This is a genomic window from Streptomyces sp. CT34 (assembly GCF_000805335.1).
Taxonomy (GTDB): Bacteria; Actinomycetota; Actinomycetes; order Streptomycetales; family Streptomycetaceae; genus Streptomyces.
In genome coordinates this window covers 5,551,111-5,567,937 of sequence record NZ_KN708638.1, presented here as the reverse complement: position 1 = coordinate 5,567,937, position 16,827 = coordinate 5,551,111, and the positions used below count along the sequence as shown (strand labels likewise).

Sequence of the window (16,827 nt, the reverse complement as noted above, 5' to 3'; positions counted from 1 at the left end):
CCGCGGCGGGGAGCCGGTCGGCGACGGCGCTGCCGACCGCCTCGGCCTCGCGGTAACGGCCCAGCCTGCGCAGCATGTTGGCGTGCTGGTGGGTGAGGACGAGCAGGGTGCGCTGGGTGGGTTCCAGGCGGCTGCGCCAGCGGGACGTGAACTGCTCGCACAGCCGCAGGCCGACCCGGTACTCACCGCGGACCCGCATGTACTCGACGCAGTTGAGCAGCAGTTGCTGGACGGCCGGGTCGGGGCTGTCGAGGACGCCGGCCGGCTCCAGGTGCGGGATGAGTTCGGCGTAGCGCTCCCAGCAGCGGGTGTCGGACGGGTTCTGCGGATCGGCGGTGACCAGCACCCGGCAGGCGGTCTGCGCCATCAGGTCGCGCTCGTCGTCGGTCATGTCGCTGCGCAGGAACCGGTGGTAGAGCCGGTGCATCTGCGCGGTCTCGACGGCCGGGTCGGAGTCCTGGGAGACCTGGTAGTCGAGGCGTACCGCGGTGGACTCGGTCAGCCGGCGCAGTGCGGTGTTCCAGATGATGGGCTCGGCGGCCAGGTCCGCGAGGTGTTCCGGCAGATCGCCGCGGCGGGCGTTGGCGAGCATCGGCACGGGGATGGCGTCCGGGGCGAAGAACGCGAACAGCTTGAGGAGTTCGACCGCCGCGGGGCTGCGCTCGCGCAGCGTGTTGAGCGTTATGGCCCAGCTGGTCTGGAAGGCCATCGGGTAGTCGGAGGAGATCCGGATGCCGACGAGGGAGGGCTCGCCGCGGCGGATCAGCTCGATGTACTCCTTGGGGGCCATCGGGTTGGCGTCGAGCCAGGCGGCGGTCTGGGCGAGCAGCAGCGGCAGGTCCTGGACGGCGTCGGAGAGCAGATCGGCTTCGAGTGGTGTCAGCCGCGGGGCGCGCCGCCGGGCGTAGGCGACGCTCTCGACGCGGGTGAAGGGCAGCACCTCGATCTCCTGGGCGCTGCCGGAGCCCGACCAGTCGCGGGTGAGGGTGGTGATCAGGACGTGGCCGCGGCCGTCCGGGATCAGGTCCTCGATCTGCTCCATGTCGTCGGCGCTGTCGAAGACCAGCAGCCAGCGGCGGTAGGGGCGGCCGGTGCGGAGCGCCTCGTGGACGGCCCGGATGCGGTCGCCCAACTCCCGGCCCACGGGGAGGCCGAGCCGGTTGGCGAGTTCGGCGAGCTGCTCGCGGGCGGCGCCGCGGTTGGTGGCGCTGATCCACCAGACCACGTCGTAGTCGTTGCCGAAGCGGTGGGCGTACTCGGCGGCGATCTGGCTCTTGCCGACGCCGGAGGTGCCGTACAGCGCGATCCGGGTCTCCAGCGGCGGGCCGGATACCGCGTGCGAGCCGGCCAGCTTGCCGTGCAGCTCTTCGAGGACGTGGTCGCGGCCGGTGAACTGGTTGTTGCGGCGCGGGATGTTCCAGACCTCGGGCGGGTTGTTGGGGAAGCGGGGCTCGCCGGGGGCGGGCTCGTCCGGGGTCCGGCGGGGTGCGCCGATGCCCAGCCGGTGCAGCACCCGGCGACCGGCCTCGCGGGCGTCCAGGTCGCGCAGGTCGGCGGGGCGCAGCAGGGCGGCGGTGGCGGGCAGGCTCTGGGTCGCCACGCTCACCGCGGCGAACCGGTCGGCGTGCGGCGGCACCACCTCGCGCAGCGCGGCGGTCCACTCCTCGTGGGTCTTGGGGCCGAGCCGGAAGTACCAGTCGTCCAGCACCATCAGCAGCCGGCCTTCGGCCTCCAGCAGCCCGGACAGCTCCGCCGCCAGCGCGGTGTCCACCTGTGGGTCCCAGCGCAGCAGCGTCGTGCCGTGGCCCTGCCGCTCCAGCTGGTGGGAGATCCACGCGGCCCACGGGCGGGCGAAGCCCGCGTAGCTGATGGTGATGTGCTCTTTGGGGCCGGCCGGACGAACGGATCCGGAGGAGCCGGAGGAGGTGTGCTGATCGGCCATGCGACCGTCTCCCTGAGTTGCGTGGTGCGCGCGTACGGAGGCTGAGTTCGTCGGACACGCCCTGGTGCTTTCGCACCATAGCCCAAGAGTCCGGGCATTTGACGACAGTGCGTCAGGTCATGTCTGTCACAGGTCAGTTGAGCGGCGAACGGCGGTGTCGAGACGGGCGGCGACATGGCGTATCAGACGCTCCAGATCGGCGCAGTACACGGACGGATTGCCGAATCCGGTGGCGCCCGCGCGATAGCGGTGCGCGTAGTTGCCGCCGCCGCACACCTCCATCAGGGCGCAGTGGCGGCACTGCGCGGCGAGCCCGTCCCGGCCGCGCTGCCGGGCCGCCATGCCGGGGTGGGCCAGCGCCTCGTCGAAGCTGTTCCGGAAGACGTCCAGGCCGGTGGCGGCGGCGCCCTCGTAGGCGGATTTGAGCGAGTCCACCTGCTCGATGGCGCCGTCGGTGTCGACGACGAGGGCGACGACCGGGGAGAGGCCGACCGCCTCGCTGGAGCCGGGGCGGCCCAGCAGGAGGCCCAGGATCTCGGTGAACACCCGGACCCGGGGCTGTGGTTCCCGCCGGGGGTCGCCGTCCCACCACAGGTCGAAGACGGCGCACAGCCAGTCGCCGTACGGGGTGCGGCCGGCCGGGCCGAGGGGGGCGGGCTGGGGGCCCCTCCCAGCGGTAGCTGGGGGAGGGCTGGACCAGTTGGCGTGCGGCAGCAGGAAGTCGAGCATCGGGGGGTCGAGGGCGCGCAGCGAGCCGTAGACCTCGGCGGGGTCGGATGCGATGTCGATGGTGCACAGGATTCCGGCGAAGACCTCGGGGCGGTCGCGCAGCAGGCGGGCGGCGCGGACCGCGGCGGGCCAGGAGGGGCGGCCGGTGTGGTCGAGGCGGCGGCGGTTCAGTCCGGGCGTGCCGCCGTCGAGGCTGAGGCCGAGGCGGAAGCCGGCGGCGGCGAGCGTGCCGAGCGTCTCGGGGGTCAGCAGGGTGCCGTTGGTCTGGACGCAGAAGTCGGCGGTGCAGCCGGCGGGCAGTGCGGCGCGGACGGCGGCGGCCCGGTCGAGGAGCGGGCCGGGGCCGGTGAGCAGCGGTTCGCCGCCGTGCAGGTCGACGCGGACGGCGGGCAGCCGGTGGGTGCGGGCGTGTTCGCCGATGCGCAGGGCGGTCTGCCGGACGGTGGCGGGCGCCGCGGTCCGCGGGCGGGCGCGCCAGCTGTGGTCCGGGCCGGCGTAGATGTAGCAGTACGTGCAGGCGAGGTTGCAGCGACTGTGGACCTTCAGGACGAACTGCCGGAACGGCACGGCAGCGGTCCGGCAGTTCGTCTCCCCCGCCACGGCATCGCCCCCTGCCCTCGCCCGACGTCGGCGCGCCACGTAATCGCCAACGCCCGTCCGTTCCCTGCTACTTGGCTCGGCCACGGACCGGACAACCGGATTCCTCCGGCAACTGGCCGGTTTCCTTGCCCCGTTGCCCAAAAACCACCGGGGACGACCGCCGGCCTTCCCCTCCGCCGCCCGCCGCCTCTCACCGCTTTTCGCCGCCCCCGTATGCCGCATTTCGCAGTACGTCCCGCGGCTCACGCACCGTCCTCGTAATACGCCACCGCGTCCTGCGCCGAGGGCCAGTTGCGCACCAGCAGCCCCGCCACCTCCCGGAGCACCGGATGCCCCGCGCACTCGGCCAGTCCGGCCACGTCCACCCCGGCGAATTCCGGCAGCGGCTCGGCCGACGGCGCGGGCGGGCCGGCCGCGGACGGTTCGGTGCGGGGGTTGGTCGCCACGCTGCTCTCCTCTGGGCCGGCTGGACGGGGGTTTTCCCGAACTCCTGTCCGCAGAAACACGTTCCGGGGCGGGCGGCCGGGCGGGAACGGCGCTCAGGCGGGGGATTCGAGGGCGCGCATACGGGCGCGGGTGCGCTGCGCCTCGGGGCCGGATTCCTCGCCCGCGCGCTGCCACTGCTCCCAGCTCTCCCGGTAGGCGCGCAGCGCGGAACGCGGGCCCGCGGTGTCCTCCAGCACCTCGGCCCGGCGGTGGTGGGCGCGGGCGGCGAGGACCGCGTCCTCGGCGGCGCGGGCCGCGACGGCGGCGCGCCGGTAGCAGGCGGCGGCCCGGTCGTGCCGTTCGCGGGAGTCGAACCGGCGGTCCAGCAGCAGCTGGACGTCGCCGACTTCGAGCCATGCCTCGGCGGCGACCCGGTCCGGCACCCCGGCGCCGCGGGCGGCCAGCTCCAGTATCCAGTCGGCCTCGTGGAGGTCGGCGAGCGAGGGCTGGCGTTCGTGGCGCAGCCGCAGCGCCCGGCCGAACAGCAGCCGGCGGGCGCCGAGTTCGGGGGCCTGCGGCGCGGTCCGGGCCAGCGCCTCACGCAGCACGTGCACCGCCTCGTTGGCAAGCCGCCTGCCGGGCTCGGCGGCCGGCTCCAGACGGGCCCGCAGCAGCAGCGCGGCGCCCCGTTCGGCGAGCAGCGCGCTGTGTTCGGCGGAGTCCCGGGCGGTCAGCCGGAGGGCGTCGGCGAGCGCGGCGATGGCGGCGTCGAGGCTGTCCGGGTCGCCGGTGCGGGCGTGGACGGCGCGCCGGGCGGCGGCGGTACGGCGCAGCGCGGCGGCCTCCAGGGCGGGGTCGCCGAGCTCGTGGGCCATCGCGCGGGCGCGTTCGAGGGTGCCGAGCACGGCCGTCGCGTCGGTGCCGCCGGCCAGCCGGCGGGCCGCCGCCAGGTCCAGCAGCGTCTCGCACACCAGCCGGTCGGCGGCGCTGCCGCGGCGGCGCAGCAGGACGGTGGCGGTGTCCAGGTCGTCCGCGGCGCGTACCGCGAGGGCGTGCGCGGGGTGGGTCCCCGCGGGGCCTGCGGCGGCGCGGCGGGCCTGGTCGAGGAGGACCGAGCCGCGGGCGGCGTAGATCTCGCCGGGGACCGGTTCGCCGCTGGGCCACCGGTCGAGGAGGGTGGTGAGGGAGCGTTCCGCCTCGCCGAGCGGGTCGAACGGCTCGCGCGCGGCGTGCGGGACGGGCGGCAGTTGCGCAACGGTGCCGGAGCCGGGAGGCGGGGAGTCCGACTCCGGTGCGGAGACGGGCAGTTCGGCCAGCCGGCGCAGGATGCCGGTGCGCAGCACCATGCTCTCCAGGACCCGCGGGTCGAGCAGGCTCATCAGGCCGCACGCGGCGTGCAGCCGGCCGGCGGCGTCCACCAGGGCGGCCCGCTCCCCGTCCGGTGCGCCGGCCGCGCGGCGCTCCTGGGCGCGGGCGTGGCCGACCCGGCCGAGCACGATCAGCGCACGGGTGCGCTCGGCGTCCCGGCCGGCGGTGGCGGTGCCGGGTACCGCGTCATCGGGAGGCGCCGCGCCGTCGTCCCCGGCCGTGGCCGTTCCCCAAGCTCTCGACCCGGTTCCGGCAGGGGAGGCCCCCATGGCGGCCCGGACCGCCCGTTCGGCCTCGTCCAGGGCGTCCGGCTGCCCCCAGGTCGCCCAGGCGTGCAGCAGGGCGCGGGCCAGATCGGTGCCCGCCAGGGGCAGTTGGCGGACCGCCGCGCGCAGCAGCCGGACCGCTTCGATCAGGTCGCGGACCGCCCGGTCCTGCTCGTAGCGCTCCAGGAGCGCGGCACCCTCGGCGGCCGGGCCGCCGGGGGCGTACGGCCGCCGGTCCGGCGGGCGCAGCGCCGGTTCGAAGCGGCGCAGCACCCGCTCGGAGACCCGGGCGAACGGCTCGGGGACGGCGCGCCGGCCGGTCTCCGGCTCGCGCCCGCTGCCGGAGAGCATGGCGACCGCGACGGCCGGGAAATTCCGGGCGGTGCGGCCGAAGGTGCGCTCGATGTAGAGCGAGCAGTGCTTGAGGACCAGTGCCGCCTCGCCCGCGCTCAGCCGGCCCAGCAGTTCGTCCCGCACCCCGGGCAGGAAGTCGAACCACGGGCCGCCGTCCCCGTCCTCCTGCCCGGCCGGCCCGCCGGCGTCCGCGGGGAGCCGGGTCAGCAGCCCGCTGAGCAGTACCTCCGCCAGCTCGGCCGGTCCGGTCTGCGGCAGCATCGCGCGCTGGACGAGCTGGATGACCGGCAGCGCCAGCGGCACCGCGGACAGATGGACGGCGAGCAGCCGCGCGGCGGGCGACGCCTGCCGCTCGAACTCCCGCACCATACGGGCCGGTTCGACGCGCTCGGGGCCGCCCGCGGCGCCGGCCGGGAACTCCGTGCCGTGGTCGGCGCGGACGACCGCGGCGGCGCCGCGCAGCGAGAGCCCGGCGTCGGCGGCGGCGAGCCGGGCCCAGGAGCCGAGCGCGGAGGGCGTCGCGGACAGCACCGGAACCGCGCGCTCGCGGGCCGCGCCGGGAGCCGTGCCCGGGGGCGCGGCGGGCCGGCGGCGGCGCCGCGCGGGCCGGAAGCCGAGGGCGCGATAGGGGCCCTGGTGGCGGACCAGGGTGCCGGCCGCGGCGGGCAGGAAGGTGCGCGCCCACATCCGCTGGGGCAGCGGCTGGACGACGGCGAGCGGGGCGTCGGCCGCCCAGCGGTAGAGCAGCCGCTGCATCCGCCCGTCCCGCCAGAGCGGTCCGGCGCAGTCGCTGACGACGAGGGTGAGGTGGTGGCCCGTGGGGTCGTGGAGCTGGTCGGCGGGGCGCAGCGGGCGGCCGGGGCCGGGCGCGGCGGCGACGCCGACGTCCCGGCCGTGCGGGTGGAGGTAATGGACCGTCACATCTCGGAAGGCGCCGACCTGTTCGCAGACCTGGCGCAGATCGTGCAGCATCTGCTCCCACACCGCCATGGAGGCCGAGCCGTCCATCAGGAGCCGCAGCCCGGCCGCCCGCCGGCGCACCCCGCGCAGCACCGGGATGACCGCCTCGGCGCGCGCGGAGAGCTCGGCGGTGGCGGGCTCGTCCAGCTCCCGACGGGCCGGGGTGACCGGCGGGTGGTAGCGCTGGACGGGGCGCAACGCCCGCTGGAGCGGCAGCAGTCCGGGGAAGGCGGAGGCGATCGGCACCGCGATCTCGCCGAGCCGCAGCCGGTCCGGGTCGGCGGTCCGCGCCCACTGGCCGAGCGGTGCGGCAGCCGCTGCCGGGTCCGGCGCGGCGAGCAGTTCGGCCACCCGGCGCCGGGTGCCCCCCGGGGGTGCGGACGGCTCCGTGCCGCCCGGTACCGGGCCGACGGCCGGGTGCGGGTGCCCCGTCGGCGCGGGCGGCCCGACGCGGAAAGTGGCCGGATCCGTACGCCCGGTGGTGCGGGCCGCGGCGTCCGGGTCCGCGGCGTCCTGCGGGCCGGCGTCCGGCGCCTCGTCCGGGGTGATCCACTGGGCGAGCCAGAGGGCGTCGGCCATCCCGCGGGCGTCGGCGGGCACCCCGGCGGCGGTCAGCCGGGCGAGCAGCTCGCCGAGGTGATCGTGGCCGGATCCCGCCGTACCGCCACCGGGAACGGACGGCGGGTCGGACCGCGCCCGCTCTCCCCGCGGTCCGGCGGGGAACGGGCCGGACACTCCGGCACCGTCGCCGGCGCCGTCACCGGCCGGCGGAGTGCGGCGTTCCGGCACCCCCATGGGCACCGCTCTCACCTCGTCCGGTCGAGCGGGCGCATGAGCTCGGCCGTCAGGCGCCGCCGGGTCTCCTCCTCGTCCTGGTCCGTCCAGCCGGCCTTCTGGGTGAGGTGGATGGCGTTGAACAGCTGGTCGACGGCGCGGACATCGCCCGGCTCGCGGTCCAGGAAGCGGTCGATCACGGCCTCGTGGCGCTCGGCCGCGCCGTCGCCGAAGTGGGCCCGCACCATGGCGGCCAGCCGCTCCTTGTCGGGCGCCGGGATGTGCAGGTGGATGCAGCGGCGCAACAGCGGTGCCGGGAAGTCCCGTTCGCCGTTGCTGGTCAGCACGATGAACGGGAAGGCCCGGCAGCGCACCCGGCCGTCGCGCACCGTCACCCGGGTGCCGTCGTCGCTGAGCACCCGCACCTCGGGGGCGGATCCGGCCAGCCGCTCCAGCTCCGGAATCCGGAACTCCCCTTCCTCCAGCACGTTCAGGAGGTCGTTGGGCAGGTCGATGTCGCTCTTGTCCAGCTCGTCGACCAGCAGCACCCGGGGCCGTGCGGCGGGCAGCAGGGCGGTGCCCAGCGGGCCGAGGCGGATATAGCGGCCGATGCCGCCGCCGGGCTCGTCGTCGGGGTCGGCGGAATCCTCGGCGGCGCCGTCCGGGGCCGGGCGCGGCGGGGCGGCGCGGGCTATCTGGAGGTCCTGGAGGCGGCCGATGGCGTCGTAGGCGTACAGCCCGTCGCGCAGCGTGCTGCGGCTGACGACCGGCCAGCCGAGCACCCGGCCGAGGCCCAGCTCATAGGCGACCGAGTGGGCCAGGGTGCTCTTGCCGCTGCCCGGCGCGCCGGTCACCAGCAGCGGACGGCGCAGATAGAGCGCCGCGTTGACCAGCTCGCGCTCGGTCTCGCCGGGCCGGTGGTGGCTGGCTTCGCGGCGCTGCACCCCGAGCCGCCGCTCGGAGGCGGGGTCCAGGGCGGCGGGTGGCGGCACCAGGGGGCCACCGTCGAAATCGCGCCACGGGGGCGGCGGCGGAAGGTGCTCAATTCCGTCGTGCGGGGCCCCCGCGCCACGGTAGATGAGCCAGTCGCTCACGTCGGAACTCCTCGTCGCCGGCCGGGCATCGGACAGGAGCGATGGCCGTGGAGGACGGTCCGGGAGGCGGCGGCTCGCGCCCCCGGCCTTCCGTCACACCCCCGCGACCGCCACGCACTCTCACGAGCTCTCGGAAACACTCGGAATCACTTCCCATGACGCTATGACAGTTCCGATCCGTACGGAAGCGCGCGCGGCGGTTTCCGGTCTCGGGAACCGACACGGCGGGGCGCCATCTCCCTTGCCGGGGGCGCCACTTGGGGCACGGAGGGCGGCCGTCCCGGGAGCGGGCGCGGGCGCATGCGGAGCGGTACGGGGGTTCAGGGGCGCACCGGACCGTCCCGGGCGGCGCGGGCGCATGCGGCCTCCCCCGGGCGGGCCGCCCGCCGGATCGCCCGCCGGCCCGCTCATTCGGGCGCCGCCTGCGGCCGGTCCGCGAAGAGCTGCGGAATCGGGTCCTCCGGGTCGTCGTAGAGGAGCACCAGGTCGCGGGCCCAGTGCGTGTCCTCCTCGGCGGCCTTGGCGCGCAGCTCCCGGACCAGCTCCGGAAGCCGGGCCAGCCCGCCCGGCCCCTGGAGCAACTCCCGTACGCCCCGGTGGAATTCCTCGCACCCGGCGTCGCACTCCCGCTCGCCGTGGCCGCCCGCCGACCACAGCCCGGCCGGGAAGCCGGTGTCCAGGGCGACGCCCACCGCGTCCCGCCCGGCCCCGTCGGCGACGGTGTGGCACAGCGCCGGCAGCGCGCCGTCGTCCGCGGTCTCCAGCAGTCGCCAGACCGTTTCCGCCGCGCCCCCGGCGCCGTCGGGCGGCGGGATCCGCAGGGCGTGCAGTTCGGGCGCCGCGGCGATGCCCTGCCAGCGGCGCAGCCAGGCCGGGTCGACCTGCTCGCGCCGGCCCTGGTCGCGCAGCACCACCGCGCGCCCCGGACCCACCGGCCGCCGCCGGGCGGTCCGCCGGGTCGAGGCGGCGACCTCCCACTGGCCGGCGGGGGTGTGCCAGTAGCCCTCGGGGACGGCGACCTCCAGACGCACCCGGGCGCCCGGCCCGGCGTCGCCGTCGGCGCGCAGCAGCCGGGCCCCGAGCCGGTCCAGCACCTGGTCCCTGGCCTGCGCGAACGGTACCCCGCCGGCCGCTTCCTGGACGTCCACCCGCAGCCACTGCCCCCGGCCGTAGCCCTCGCTGACCGACCAGTTGAACAGTTCCGGACCGCCCTCGTCGTAGAACAGCGGCTCGAACTCCACCAGGACGGAGCGCGGCCGGCGGCGGACCGGGCCGATCCTGCGGCGGTCCTGCGGCAGCAGCACCACCGCCTTGGCCTGGACGAACTCCGCGAGCCTGGCGGCGTCTTCGCGGACCGCGGCGGCTGCCTCGCCGGGCTCCTCGCGCACCTCGTCGTCGGTCACCTGGGCCACAATCCGCAGGTAGTGCACGAAGGCGCGCAGCTCGGTGTACGGATCGCTGCCCTGGTAGAGCGCGCCGTGGCCGTCCCGCCACGTCCGCAGCGACCACGCCACCGGCCCCGCGCCCCGCTCCAGCACCTCGGCGACCGCCGACTCCACCACCAGCGGGTCGCGCGGCGCCGGCAGCCGGGCCAGCAGATCGAGCGCCTGGAGCCGCTCCGGCACGCCCCACAGCCGGCCGCGCCCCGCCATGATCGCGTGCTGGGCGTCGAACCAGGTCGGCGCGCCGCCGCGGCCGAGGTCCTGCCCGGCCCAGTGCCAGCGGTCGTGCGCGCTCAGCAGCGCGTGGTAGGGCTCGGGGCCCAGCCCGGCACCGGCCGCGCCCGCTACCAGGTGCTCCGGCCCCAGCGCGCGCAGCGCGGTGACCGGCACCGCGAGGCCGACGTGGTCCTGCTGGTGGCGCCCCTTGACGATGCCGACCACCTCGCCGCGGTCGCAGTCGATCAGCGGCCCCCCGGACGCGCCGGGCGTGACCCGCACATCGCTCCCGAACTGGAGGCCCCGGGCGTCCCGGGCGCCGAACCGGACGGCGATGAACGGGTCCACGGACGCCCCGGCCGGTCCGGCCACCCCCGGACCGGCCGCCGCCCCGCCGTCGCCGCGCCGCCGCTCGCGTATGCCGCGCTCGCCGCCGCCCGCCGCCGGCTCGTCGTGCCCCCGGAAGATGTACGCGTCCTCCAGGAGCGTCGCCGGCTGGTCGCTGAGCCAGGCGCAGGGGTGCTCGGGGTCCGGGTCGAGCAGCCGGACCAGCGCGAGGTCGGCGCGGGCCGCGGGCCCGGCGGCCGGGGCGGGGCGGCCCAGGGCGTAGACCAGCCGCGCCGCCGCCCCCCGGCCGCCGAACGCGACCCCGAAGCCCCCGTCCGGGCCCGTCTCACGGCGCCGCCCGTCGCTGGCGGCGAGCACATGCGCGCAGGTCAGTACCCATCCGGGGGCGATCAGCACACCGCTGCCCCACAGCCGCCCGTCGGGCGCGCCCGGGGCGGCCCGCAGGCCGACGGTGGTGCGTCCGGCGTGCTCCAGGAGCCGCGCGTAGGCCGCGCGGTCGCCGCGGCCGGCGGCTGCGCCTTCGGAGGCCGCCATCAGCGGCCCGCGTCCCTGCCGCCGCCCTCCCCGCCGCCGTCCTCCCGCCGCCAGGTCAGCGTCACGGACAGATTGGCCTTCGCCTCGCCGTCGGCGAGCAGCGCGACGGCCTTGCCCGGCCTGGCCGACACCTCGACGCCGAAGGTCACGCTGGTCTCGTGCGGGGCGACCTGCTCGGCGGCCTCCCGGACGCTGGCCGCGACCCCGCCGATCACCTCGCGCAGGCCCTCGACCCGGGCGCCGAGCGCATCCCAGGCCCCGACGTCCTCGAACTCCCCGTCCTCCCCGTCCCAGCCGGCGCCGTCCGGCCCGTCGAGCCCGGCGGCGTGCAGCCGGGACACCCGCGCCCAGACCTCCGTGCCGTCCGGCAGCTCGATGCGCTGCGCACGATCGTGCATCACGGCCTCCCGCTCCCCCTGAGCGGCAATTCCCCATTGCCGCAGCCCCGTTGACAGGCGATCAGGCTAGCTCCCGGGCGCCTGTGGCGCGAGAGGTCCGTGGGCCTGCCTATCCTGGCCGGAATGTCCCATGACCCCTGGTGGAGAGCACGTGTATTTCACTGACCGCGGCATCGAGGAGCTGGAGAACCGGCGCGGCGAGGAGGAGGTCACCCTCGGCTGGGTGGCCGACCAGCTGCGGACGTTCGTCGACCTCAACCCGGACTTCGAGGTGCCGGTGGAGCGCCTGGCCACATGGCTGGCCCGGCTCGACGACGAGGACGACGAGTAAGACGCGGGCCGCCCCGCCGCCCCGCCGCCCCGAGCGGCGGCCGGGCGCCACCGCCGGGGCTGTCGCGCCACTCGCGCGCGGGCCCCGTATCGCATACGAGCCCCATATCGCGTACGGGACCCCTGTCGCGAGTTCCGGGCCGGCCCGGACCGGCCCGCCGGGCGGCCCCTAGGGGGAAAACGGAGGCGAACAGGGGCGACGTCAGGGGCGGACCCGCTTGACTCCCGCGGGCTGCGATATATCGTGTCTAGCGAAGACGCGATATGTTGTGTTGCCCGCCTACCCAGGGGAGGTCAGGGATGTCAGCCCGGAGCGAGTGGTCGGTCTCCGCACCCCGCAAGCTGGAGATCGAGGAGCCCGTCAGCACGCTGGAGGTGCGGCTGGCCGGCGGCACCGTCAACGTCGTCGGCACCTGCGACGGCGGCCCGGCCCGCCTGGAGATCAGCGAGCTGGACGGCCCACCGGTGATGGTGTCCTGCCAGGACGGCACCCTCTCCATCGGATACGAGGACCTGCCCCTCAAGGGGTTCCTGAAGTACCTCGACCGCAAGGGGTGGCGCCGCGACGCGGTGGTCTCGGTCGCCGTGCCGGCCGCCACCCGCGTCGAGGTCGCCGTGGTCGGCGCCGCCGCGGTCGTCTCCGGCGTCTCGGGGCGCACGGAGCTGCGCGGCGTCAACGGCGAGGGCACCCTCGTCGGCCTGTCCGGCCCGGTGAAGGCCGAGACGGTCACCGGCAACGTCGTGGCCCAGAGCCTGACCGGCGACCTCCGGTTCAACTCGGTCTCGGGGGACCTGACGGTGATCGACGGGACCGGCGGCACGGTGCGCGCCGACTCCGTCAGCGGCGACATGGTCATCGACCTGGATCCGGCGGCCGTCACCGACGTCAGTCTGACGACGGTCTCCGGGGAGATCGCCATCCGGCTGCCCGACCCGGCCGACGCCCGGGTGGAGGCCAACACCGCGAGCGGCGCGGTCGCCAACGCCTTCGACGATCTGCGGGTCAGCGGCCAGTGGGGCGCCAAGAAGATCACCGGCTCGCTGGGCGCCGGCACCGGCCGCCTCAAGGCCACCACCGTCTCCGGGGCGCTCTCCCTGCTGCGCCGCCCCGCCTTCGAGGAGCCGGAGGGCGGCGGCGCGCCCGGCGGCGGCCCGGCCCCCGGCCCGAACGGCGGCCCGGCCCCCGCCCCGGACGGCGGCCCCGCACCGTCCGCCTCGTCCACCCCCTCCGCAGGGAAGAAGGTGCTCTGAGCATGCCCCCCGTCTTCGCCCATGGCCGCCTCCGGCTCTACCTCCTCAAGCTGCTGGACGAGGCCCCGCGGCACGGCTACGAGATCATCCGCCTCCTGGAGGAGCGTTTCCAGGGGCTGTACGCCCCCTCCGCCGGCACGGTCTACCCCCGGCTGGCCAAGCTGGAGGCCGAGGGCCTGGTGACGCACACGACCGAGGGAGGCCGCAAGGTCTACTCGATCACCGGTGCCGGCCGCGCCGAACTCGCCGACCGGGGAGGCGAGTTGGCCGATCTGGAGCTGGAGATCCGGGAGTCGGTCGCGGCGCTCGCCTCGGACATCCGGGAGGACGTCAGCGGCTCGGCGCGCGATCTGCGCCGGGAGATCCGGGAGGCCGCCCGGCAGGCCAGGAAGGGCGACGGCGGGCGACGGGGTACCCGGGGCGCGGGCGAGCGGCCGTTCCCGGAAGCCTCCGACTACTTCGACGGCGCGTTCGGCGACAAGGACTCCTGGCGGCAGGCGAAGGAGGAGTTCCGGCGGGCCAAGGAGGAGTGGAAGGAGCAGGCCCGGCGCGCCAAGGAGGAGAGCCGGCGCGCCCGGCAGGACGCCCAGCGGGCCCGCAAACAGGCCAGGGACGCCCAGGTGTTCGCGCGCGAGGAGATCCAGCGGGTCATCAAGCGCGTGCAGGACAGCACCCAGGGGGCGGTGCGCTCGGGCGACTGGTCGGGCGCGGTGCGCGAGGCGCTGTCCGAGGTGTCCCGCGAGGTCGGGCGCTACACGGGCGCACCGTCCGGCCCCGGAGGGACCGGCGCGCACACCGGGCCCGCGGCGGACGAGGTCCGGATCACGGTCGAGCGGCCGGACCTGTCCAAGGAGCCCCCGGGGGCGGCCGGGGAGCCCCCGGGGGCGACCGGAGAGCCCGCGGGCGCCGAGGCCCCGCCCGCCCCGGCGTGGGCGGCCGAGCCGGGCAGCGGCGATCCGGCCCGCGACTTCGACCGGCTGCTGGACCGCTTCCGCGACGACCTGCGGGACGCGGCCCGCGACCACGGCGTCACGGCCGAGCAACTGCGGGAATCCCGCCGCCGGCTGTCGACCGCCGCCGCACACATCGGCGCCCTGCTGCGCCACCCCGAATACCCGTCCTCGGACCCGCACGGCGACGACTAGGACCGCCGGGGCGGGCGGTACGCGGGCGGCATGCGGGCTGCCCGCGCACCGCCCCCCCCGGCGGCCTGCGCCCCGTCGTCCCTCGCCACTCCCCTCCCCCTCCCCCGCCCCATCCCCCTTGACCTCAACCGCACTTGAGGCATCAGGCTCCCGTACGACATCCCCGGATCACCACGGAGCCCCCACCATGCCGCCCGTCACCGACGTCCCCGACTTCCGGCGCCCCGACGCCGCCATCGTTCTCATCAGCCCCTGGCTCGTACCGGACGCCGGCTCCCAGCGCCCGGCGGCGGACGCGGTGCTCGCCGGCTGGGAGCGGCAGCGGCGCCCGGACGCGATGCTGGCGCTGAGCGCCTTCCTGAGCACCGACGGCAGCCATGTCCTCAACTACGCCCAGTGGACGGACGACGCGGCCCACCGGGAGTGGGCGCGCACCCGGCGCCAGGCGGGCGTCGACCGGATCGACCAGGCCCTCCCGGGTATCCGCCGCCCCGGCCTGATCCGCTACCGCCACTACCGCAGCCACGTCCCCGAGGAACCCGCCGCGCCCCGGCCCGCCTTCCTGACCACCCCGGCCTTCGCCACCACCGGCCCGGACGCCCAGCGGGCCCTCGCCGACACCGTCGTCGGCATACTGGACCGCGCGCGGGTCCCGGGGCTGCTCGGCGCCCATCTCCATCTCGCCCGGGGCGGCGACCGGGTGCTCACCATCGCGGAGTGGGCGGACGCCGACGCCTGGCGGGAGTTCACCGCCACGGGCACCACGGGCGCCGCGGACCGGCTGCGGGCGGCGATCGGCGCCCTGCCCGGCGTCACGCCGGTACTGGCCGTCCCCGTGGACGGCCCGGCGGCGGACACCCGGCAGGCGCCGCCCGCCGTCCCCCTCTACCGGCCGCACGGAACGGTGGTCAACGTCCCGTCGCCGCGGCCCCGTTGACGACGGACAGCTCGATCAGCGCCGCGGCGCCGTCCGTTCGCACCGCCACCGGCGCCGTCGCGTCCGCCTGCCCGTCCCACACCGCGGCGTCGTACCGCCCCAGCCGCACGCCCGGCTCCCCCGCCATGGCGCCGAGCCAGGTGTCGCCCGCCACCGCGACCAGCACCGCGGTGGTGCGCGGTCCCGGCGCCACCTCCCGGGTCCCGCGCACCACCGTGACGGCCGCCGTCGCCCGTCCCTCCCGGCACATCACGTTCAGGTTGACGACCGGGCCGCCGAGCAGCCGGGAACCGGTGGCGGCGGCACCGGGGAAGGCGAACGGGCGGAGGCGGCCCGGCAGTCGGTGCACGGCGCCGTCCACGGTCAGCTCCAGCCCGGCGCCGTCGACGACGGTGAGGATCCGCCGGACGCCGGGCAGCGGGGAGTACGGGCCGTCCCGGGTGACGTCGGCCAGGCTCACCCGCCAGGCGAAGGCCTCCCAGCCCGCGCCCGGCGGGTGGGCCGCGATCTCGCGGGTGAGCCCGCCGCCGTTGCTCCACGGCACCGCCGCCCGCCCGGCCGCCGGCAGGATCCGCACGTCCCCGCCCCCTCCCCTGATATGACGTTGCGTCACACCGTCAGCACGATCTTCCCGAACAGCTCGCCCTCCGCCATCTTCGCGAAGCCCTCGCGCGCCCGGTCCAGCGGCAGGGTGGAGTCGATGACCGGGCGGATGCCCTTGGCGGCGCAGAAGCCGAGCAGGCCGGCCAGCTCCTCCTTGCTGCCCATCGTGGAGCCGACGATCTTCAGCTCCAGGAAGAAGATCCGGTTGAGCTCGCCGCTCTTGGGGGTGAAGCCGCTGGTGGCGCCCGAGATCACCAGAGTGCCGCCGGGCCGGAGCGACTTGACGGAGTGGGACCAGGTCGCGGCGCCGACCGTCTCGATGACCGCGTCCACCCGCCGCGGCAGCCGCTCGCCGGTCGCGAACGCCGCCTCGGCGCCCAGCTCCACGGCCCGCTTGCGCTTGGCCTCGTCCCGGCTGGTGGCGAAGACCCGCAGGCCGGCGGCGGCGCCGAGCACGATGGCGGCGGTCGCCACACCGCCGCCCGCGCCCTGGACGAGCACGGTGTCCCCGGGCCGTACGCCCGCGTTGGTGAACAGCATCCGGTACGCGGTCAGCCAGGCGGTGGGCAGGCAGGCGGCCTCCTCGAAGGAGAGCTCCGCCGGCTTGGGGAGGACGTTCCAGGTGGGGACGGTGACCTGCTCGGCGAAGCTGCCCTGGTACCGCTCGGTGAGGATGGAGGGCTTCTCGGCGGGGCCGACGCCGTGGCCGGTCTGCCCGATGACGGAGTGCAGGACGACCTCGTTGCCGTCCTGGTCGACTCCGGCGGCGTCGCAGCCGAGGATCATCGGGAGCGCGTCCTCGGTGATCCCGACGCCGCGCAGCGTCCACAGGTCGTGGTGGTTGAGGGAGGCGGCCTTGACGTTGACGGTCGTCCAGCCGGGGCGGGACTCGGGGGCCGGGCGCTCCCCCAATTCCAGGCCGTTCAGGGGCTGGTCGCGGTCGATGCGGGCGGCGTAGGCAGCAAACATGATCCCAACGTAGGCCGCGTCCGCGCGCCGCAACAGCGCGTACGGGTGTGACACGCACCGCGTACGGCCGGGCCGCGGCAAGTGGCGGGCCCGCATCGCGGCGTCGCGGTCAACGGCGGCCGTACGGCGACGGGCCGGGCC

At 76.3% G+C, this 16,827-nt stretch carries 12 protein-coding genes and 1 pseudogene; 4 read left to right on the top strand and 9 right to left on the bottom strand.

Annotated features, from left to right (window positions below):
• The 7 genes and pseudogenes from fxsT to RZ84_RS24370 all read right to left on the bottom strand — a co-directional run.
• A pseudogene (gene fxsT / locus RZ84_RS41685) lies at positions 1-1,942 on the bottom strand (FxSxx-COOH system tetratricopeptide repeat protein); the annotation flags it as partial.
• A gap of 126 nt (positions 1,943-2,068) precedes the next feature.
• Complete coding sequence (locus RZ84_RS24395; RefSeq protein WP_198540046.1) at positions 2,069-3,271, bottom strand: FxsB family cyclophane-forming radical SAM/SPASM peptide maturase; 1,203 nt, start codon at positions 3,269-3,271, stop codon at positions 2,069-2,071.
• A gap of 242 nt (positions 3,272-3,513) precedes the next feature.
• Complete coding sequence (locus RZ84_RS24390) at positions 3,514-3,717, bottom strand: YxD-tail cyclophane-containing RiPP peptide (RefSeq protein ID WP_043266079.1); 204 nt, start codon at positions 3,715-3,717, stop codon at positions 3,514-3,516.
• Between the two features lie 93 nt (positions 3,718-3,810).
• Positions 3,811-7,440 (bottom strand): SAV_2336 N-terminal domain-related protein, encoded by a 3,630-nt coding sequence (locus tag RZ84_RS24385; RefSeq protein WP_241777840.1) that lies wholly within the window; start codon positions 7,438-7,440, stop codon positions 3,811-3,813.
• Positions 7,441-7,451: 11 nt separating this feature from the next.
• A complete protein-coding gene (locus RZ84_RS24380) occupies positions 7,452-8,513 on the bottom strand; it encodes an AAA family ATPase (RefSeq protein WP_043266078.1) in 1,062 nt (353 codons plus the stop codon).
• Between the two features lie 407 nt (positions 8,514-8,920).
• Complete coding sequence (locus RZ84_RS24375; protein ID WP_043266077.1) at positions 8,921-11,053, bottom strand: VMAP-C domain-containing protein; 2,133 nt, start codon at positions 11,051-11,053, stop codon at positions 8,921-8,923.
• Complete coding sequence (locus tag RZ84_RS24370) at positions 11,053-11,451, bottom strand: CU044_2847 family protein (RefSeq protein ID WP_052230143.1); 399 nt, start codon at positions 11,449-11,451, stop codon at positions 11,053-11,055. Before RZ84_RS24370 ends, RZ84_RS24375 begins: the two co-directional genes overlap by 1 nt.
• A 151-nt stretch (positions 11,452-11,602) precedes the next feature.
• Between RZ84_RS24370 and RZ84_RS24365 the strand changes: the two genes are divergently transcribed.
• The 4 genes from RZ84_RS24365 to RZ84_RS24350 all read left to right on the top strand — a co-directional run bounded on the left by RZ84_RS24365 (position 11,603) and on the right by RZ84_RS24350 (position 15,114).
• A complete protein-coding gene (locus tag RZ84_RS24365) occupies positions 11,603-11,782 on the top strand; it encodes a DUF6104 family protein (RefSeq protein WP_030811338.1) in 180 nt (59 codons plus the stop codon).
• 299 nt (positions 11,783-12,081) lie between these two features.
• Complete coding sequence (locus tag RZ84_RS24360; RefSeq protein ID WP_043266076.1) at positions 12,082-13,032, top strand: DUF4097 family beta strand repeat-containing protein; 951 nt, start codon at positions 12,082-12,084, stop codon at positions 13,030-13,032.
• 2 nt (positions 13,033-13,034) lie between these two features.
• Positions 13,035-14,177, top strand: coding sequence for a PadR family transcriptional regulator (locus tag RZ84_RS24355; protein WP_043266075.1), 1,143 nt, complete (start codon positions 13,035-13,037; stop codon positions 14,175-14,177).
• Between the two features lie 187 nt (positions 14,178-14,364).
• The gene (locus RZ84_RS24350) at positions 14,365-15,114 is read left to right on the top strand and encodes an antibiotic biosynthesis monooxygenase (RefSeq protein WP_043266074.1); all 750 of its coding nucleotides are present in this window, start codon (positions 14,365-14,367) and stop codon (positions 15,112-15,114) included.
• On the opposite strand, the gene RZ84_RS24345 is transcribed toward RZ84_RS24350, so the two are convergent.
• Both RZ84_RS24345 and RZ84_RS24340 read right to left on the bottom strand, forming a co-directional pair.
• On the bottom strand, positions 15,086-15,691 hold the full coding sequence (locus RZ84_RS24345) for a HutD/Ves family protein (protein WP_043266073.1): 606 nt from the start codon (positions 15,689-15,691) through the stop codon (positions 15,086-15,088). The genes RZ84_RS24350 and RZ84_RS24345 overlap by 29 nt on opposite strands.
• A 32-nt stretch (positions 15,692-15,723) precedes the next feature.
• Positions 15,724-16,686 (bottom strand): zinc-binding dehydrogenase, encoded by a 963-nt coding sequence (locus RZ84_RS24340; protein ID WP_043266072.1) that lies wholly within the window; start codon positions 16,684-16,686, stop codon positions 15,724-15,726.
• Positions 16,687-16,827 lie beyond the last annotated feature (141 nt).

Bases quoted from the DNA above. Each gene is read 5' to 3' on its own strand.
- RZ84_RS24350 (WP_043266074.1), top strand. From the start codon at position 14,365: ATGCCGCCCGTCACCGACGTCCCCGACTTCCGGCGCCCCGACGCCGCC.
- RZ84_RS24340 (WP_043266072.1), bottom strand. From the start codon at position 16,686: ATGTTTGCTGCCTACGCCGCCCGCATCGACCGCGACCAGCCCCTGAAC.
- RZ84_RS24370 (WP_052230143.1), bottom strand. From the start codon at position 11,451: ATGCACGATCGTGCGCAGCGCATCGAGCTGCCGGACGGCACGGAGGTC.
- RZ84_RS24385 (WP_241777840.1), bottom strand. From the start codon at position 7,440: ATGGGGGTGCCGGAACGCCGCACTCCGCCGGCCGGTGACGGCGCCGGC.
- RZ84_RS24355 (WP_043266075.1), top strand. From the start codon at position 13,035: ATGCCCCCCGTCTTCGCCCATGGCCGCCTCCGGCTCTACCTCCTCAAG.
- RZ84_RS24360 (WP_043266076.1), top strand. From the start codon at position 12,082: ATGTCAGCCCGGAGCGAGTGGTCGGTCTCCGCACCCCGCAAGCTGGAG.
- RZ84_RS24375 (WP_043266077.1), bottom strand. From the start codon at position 11,053: ATGGCGGCCTCCGAAGGCGCAGCCGCCGGCCGCGGCGACCGCGCGGCC.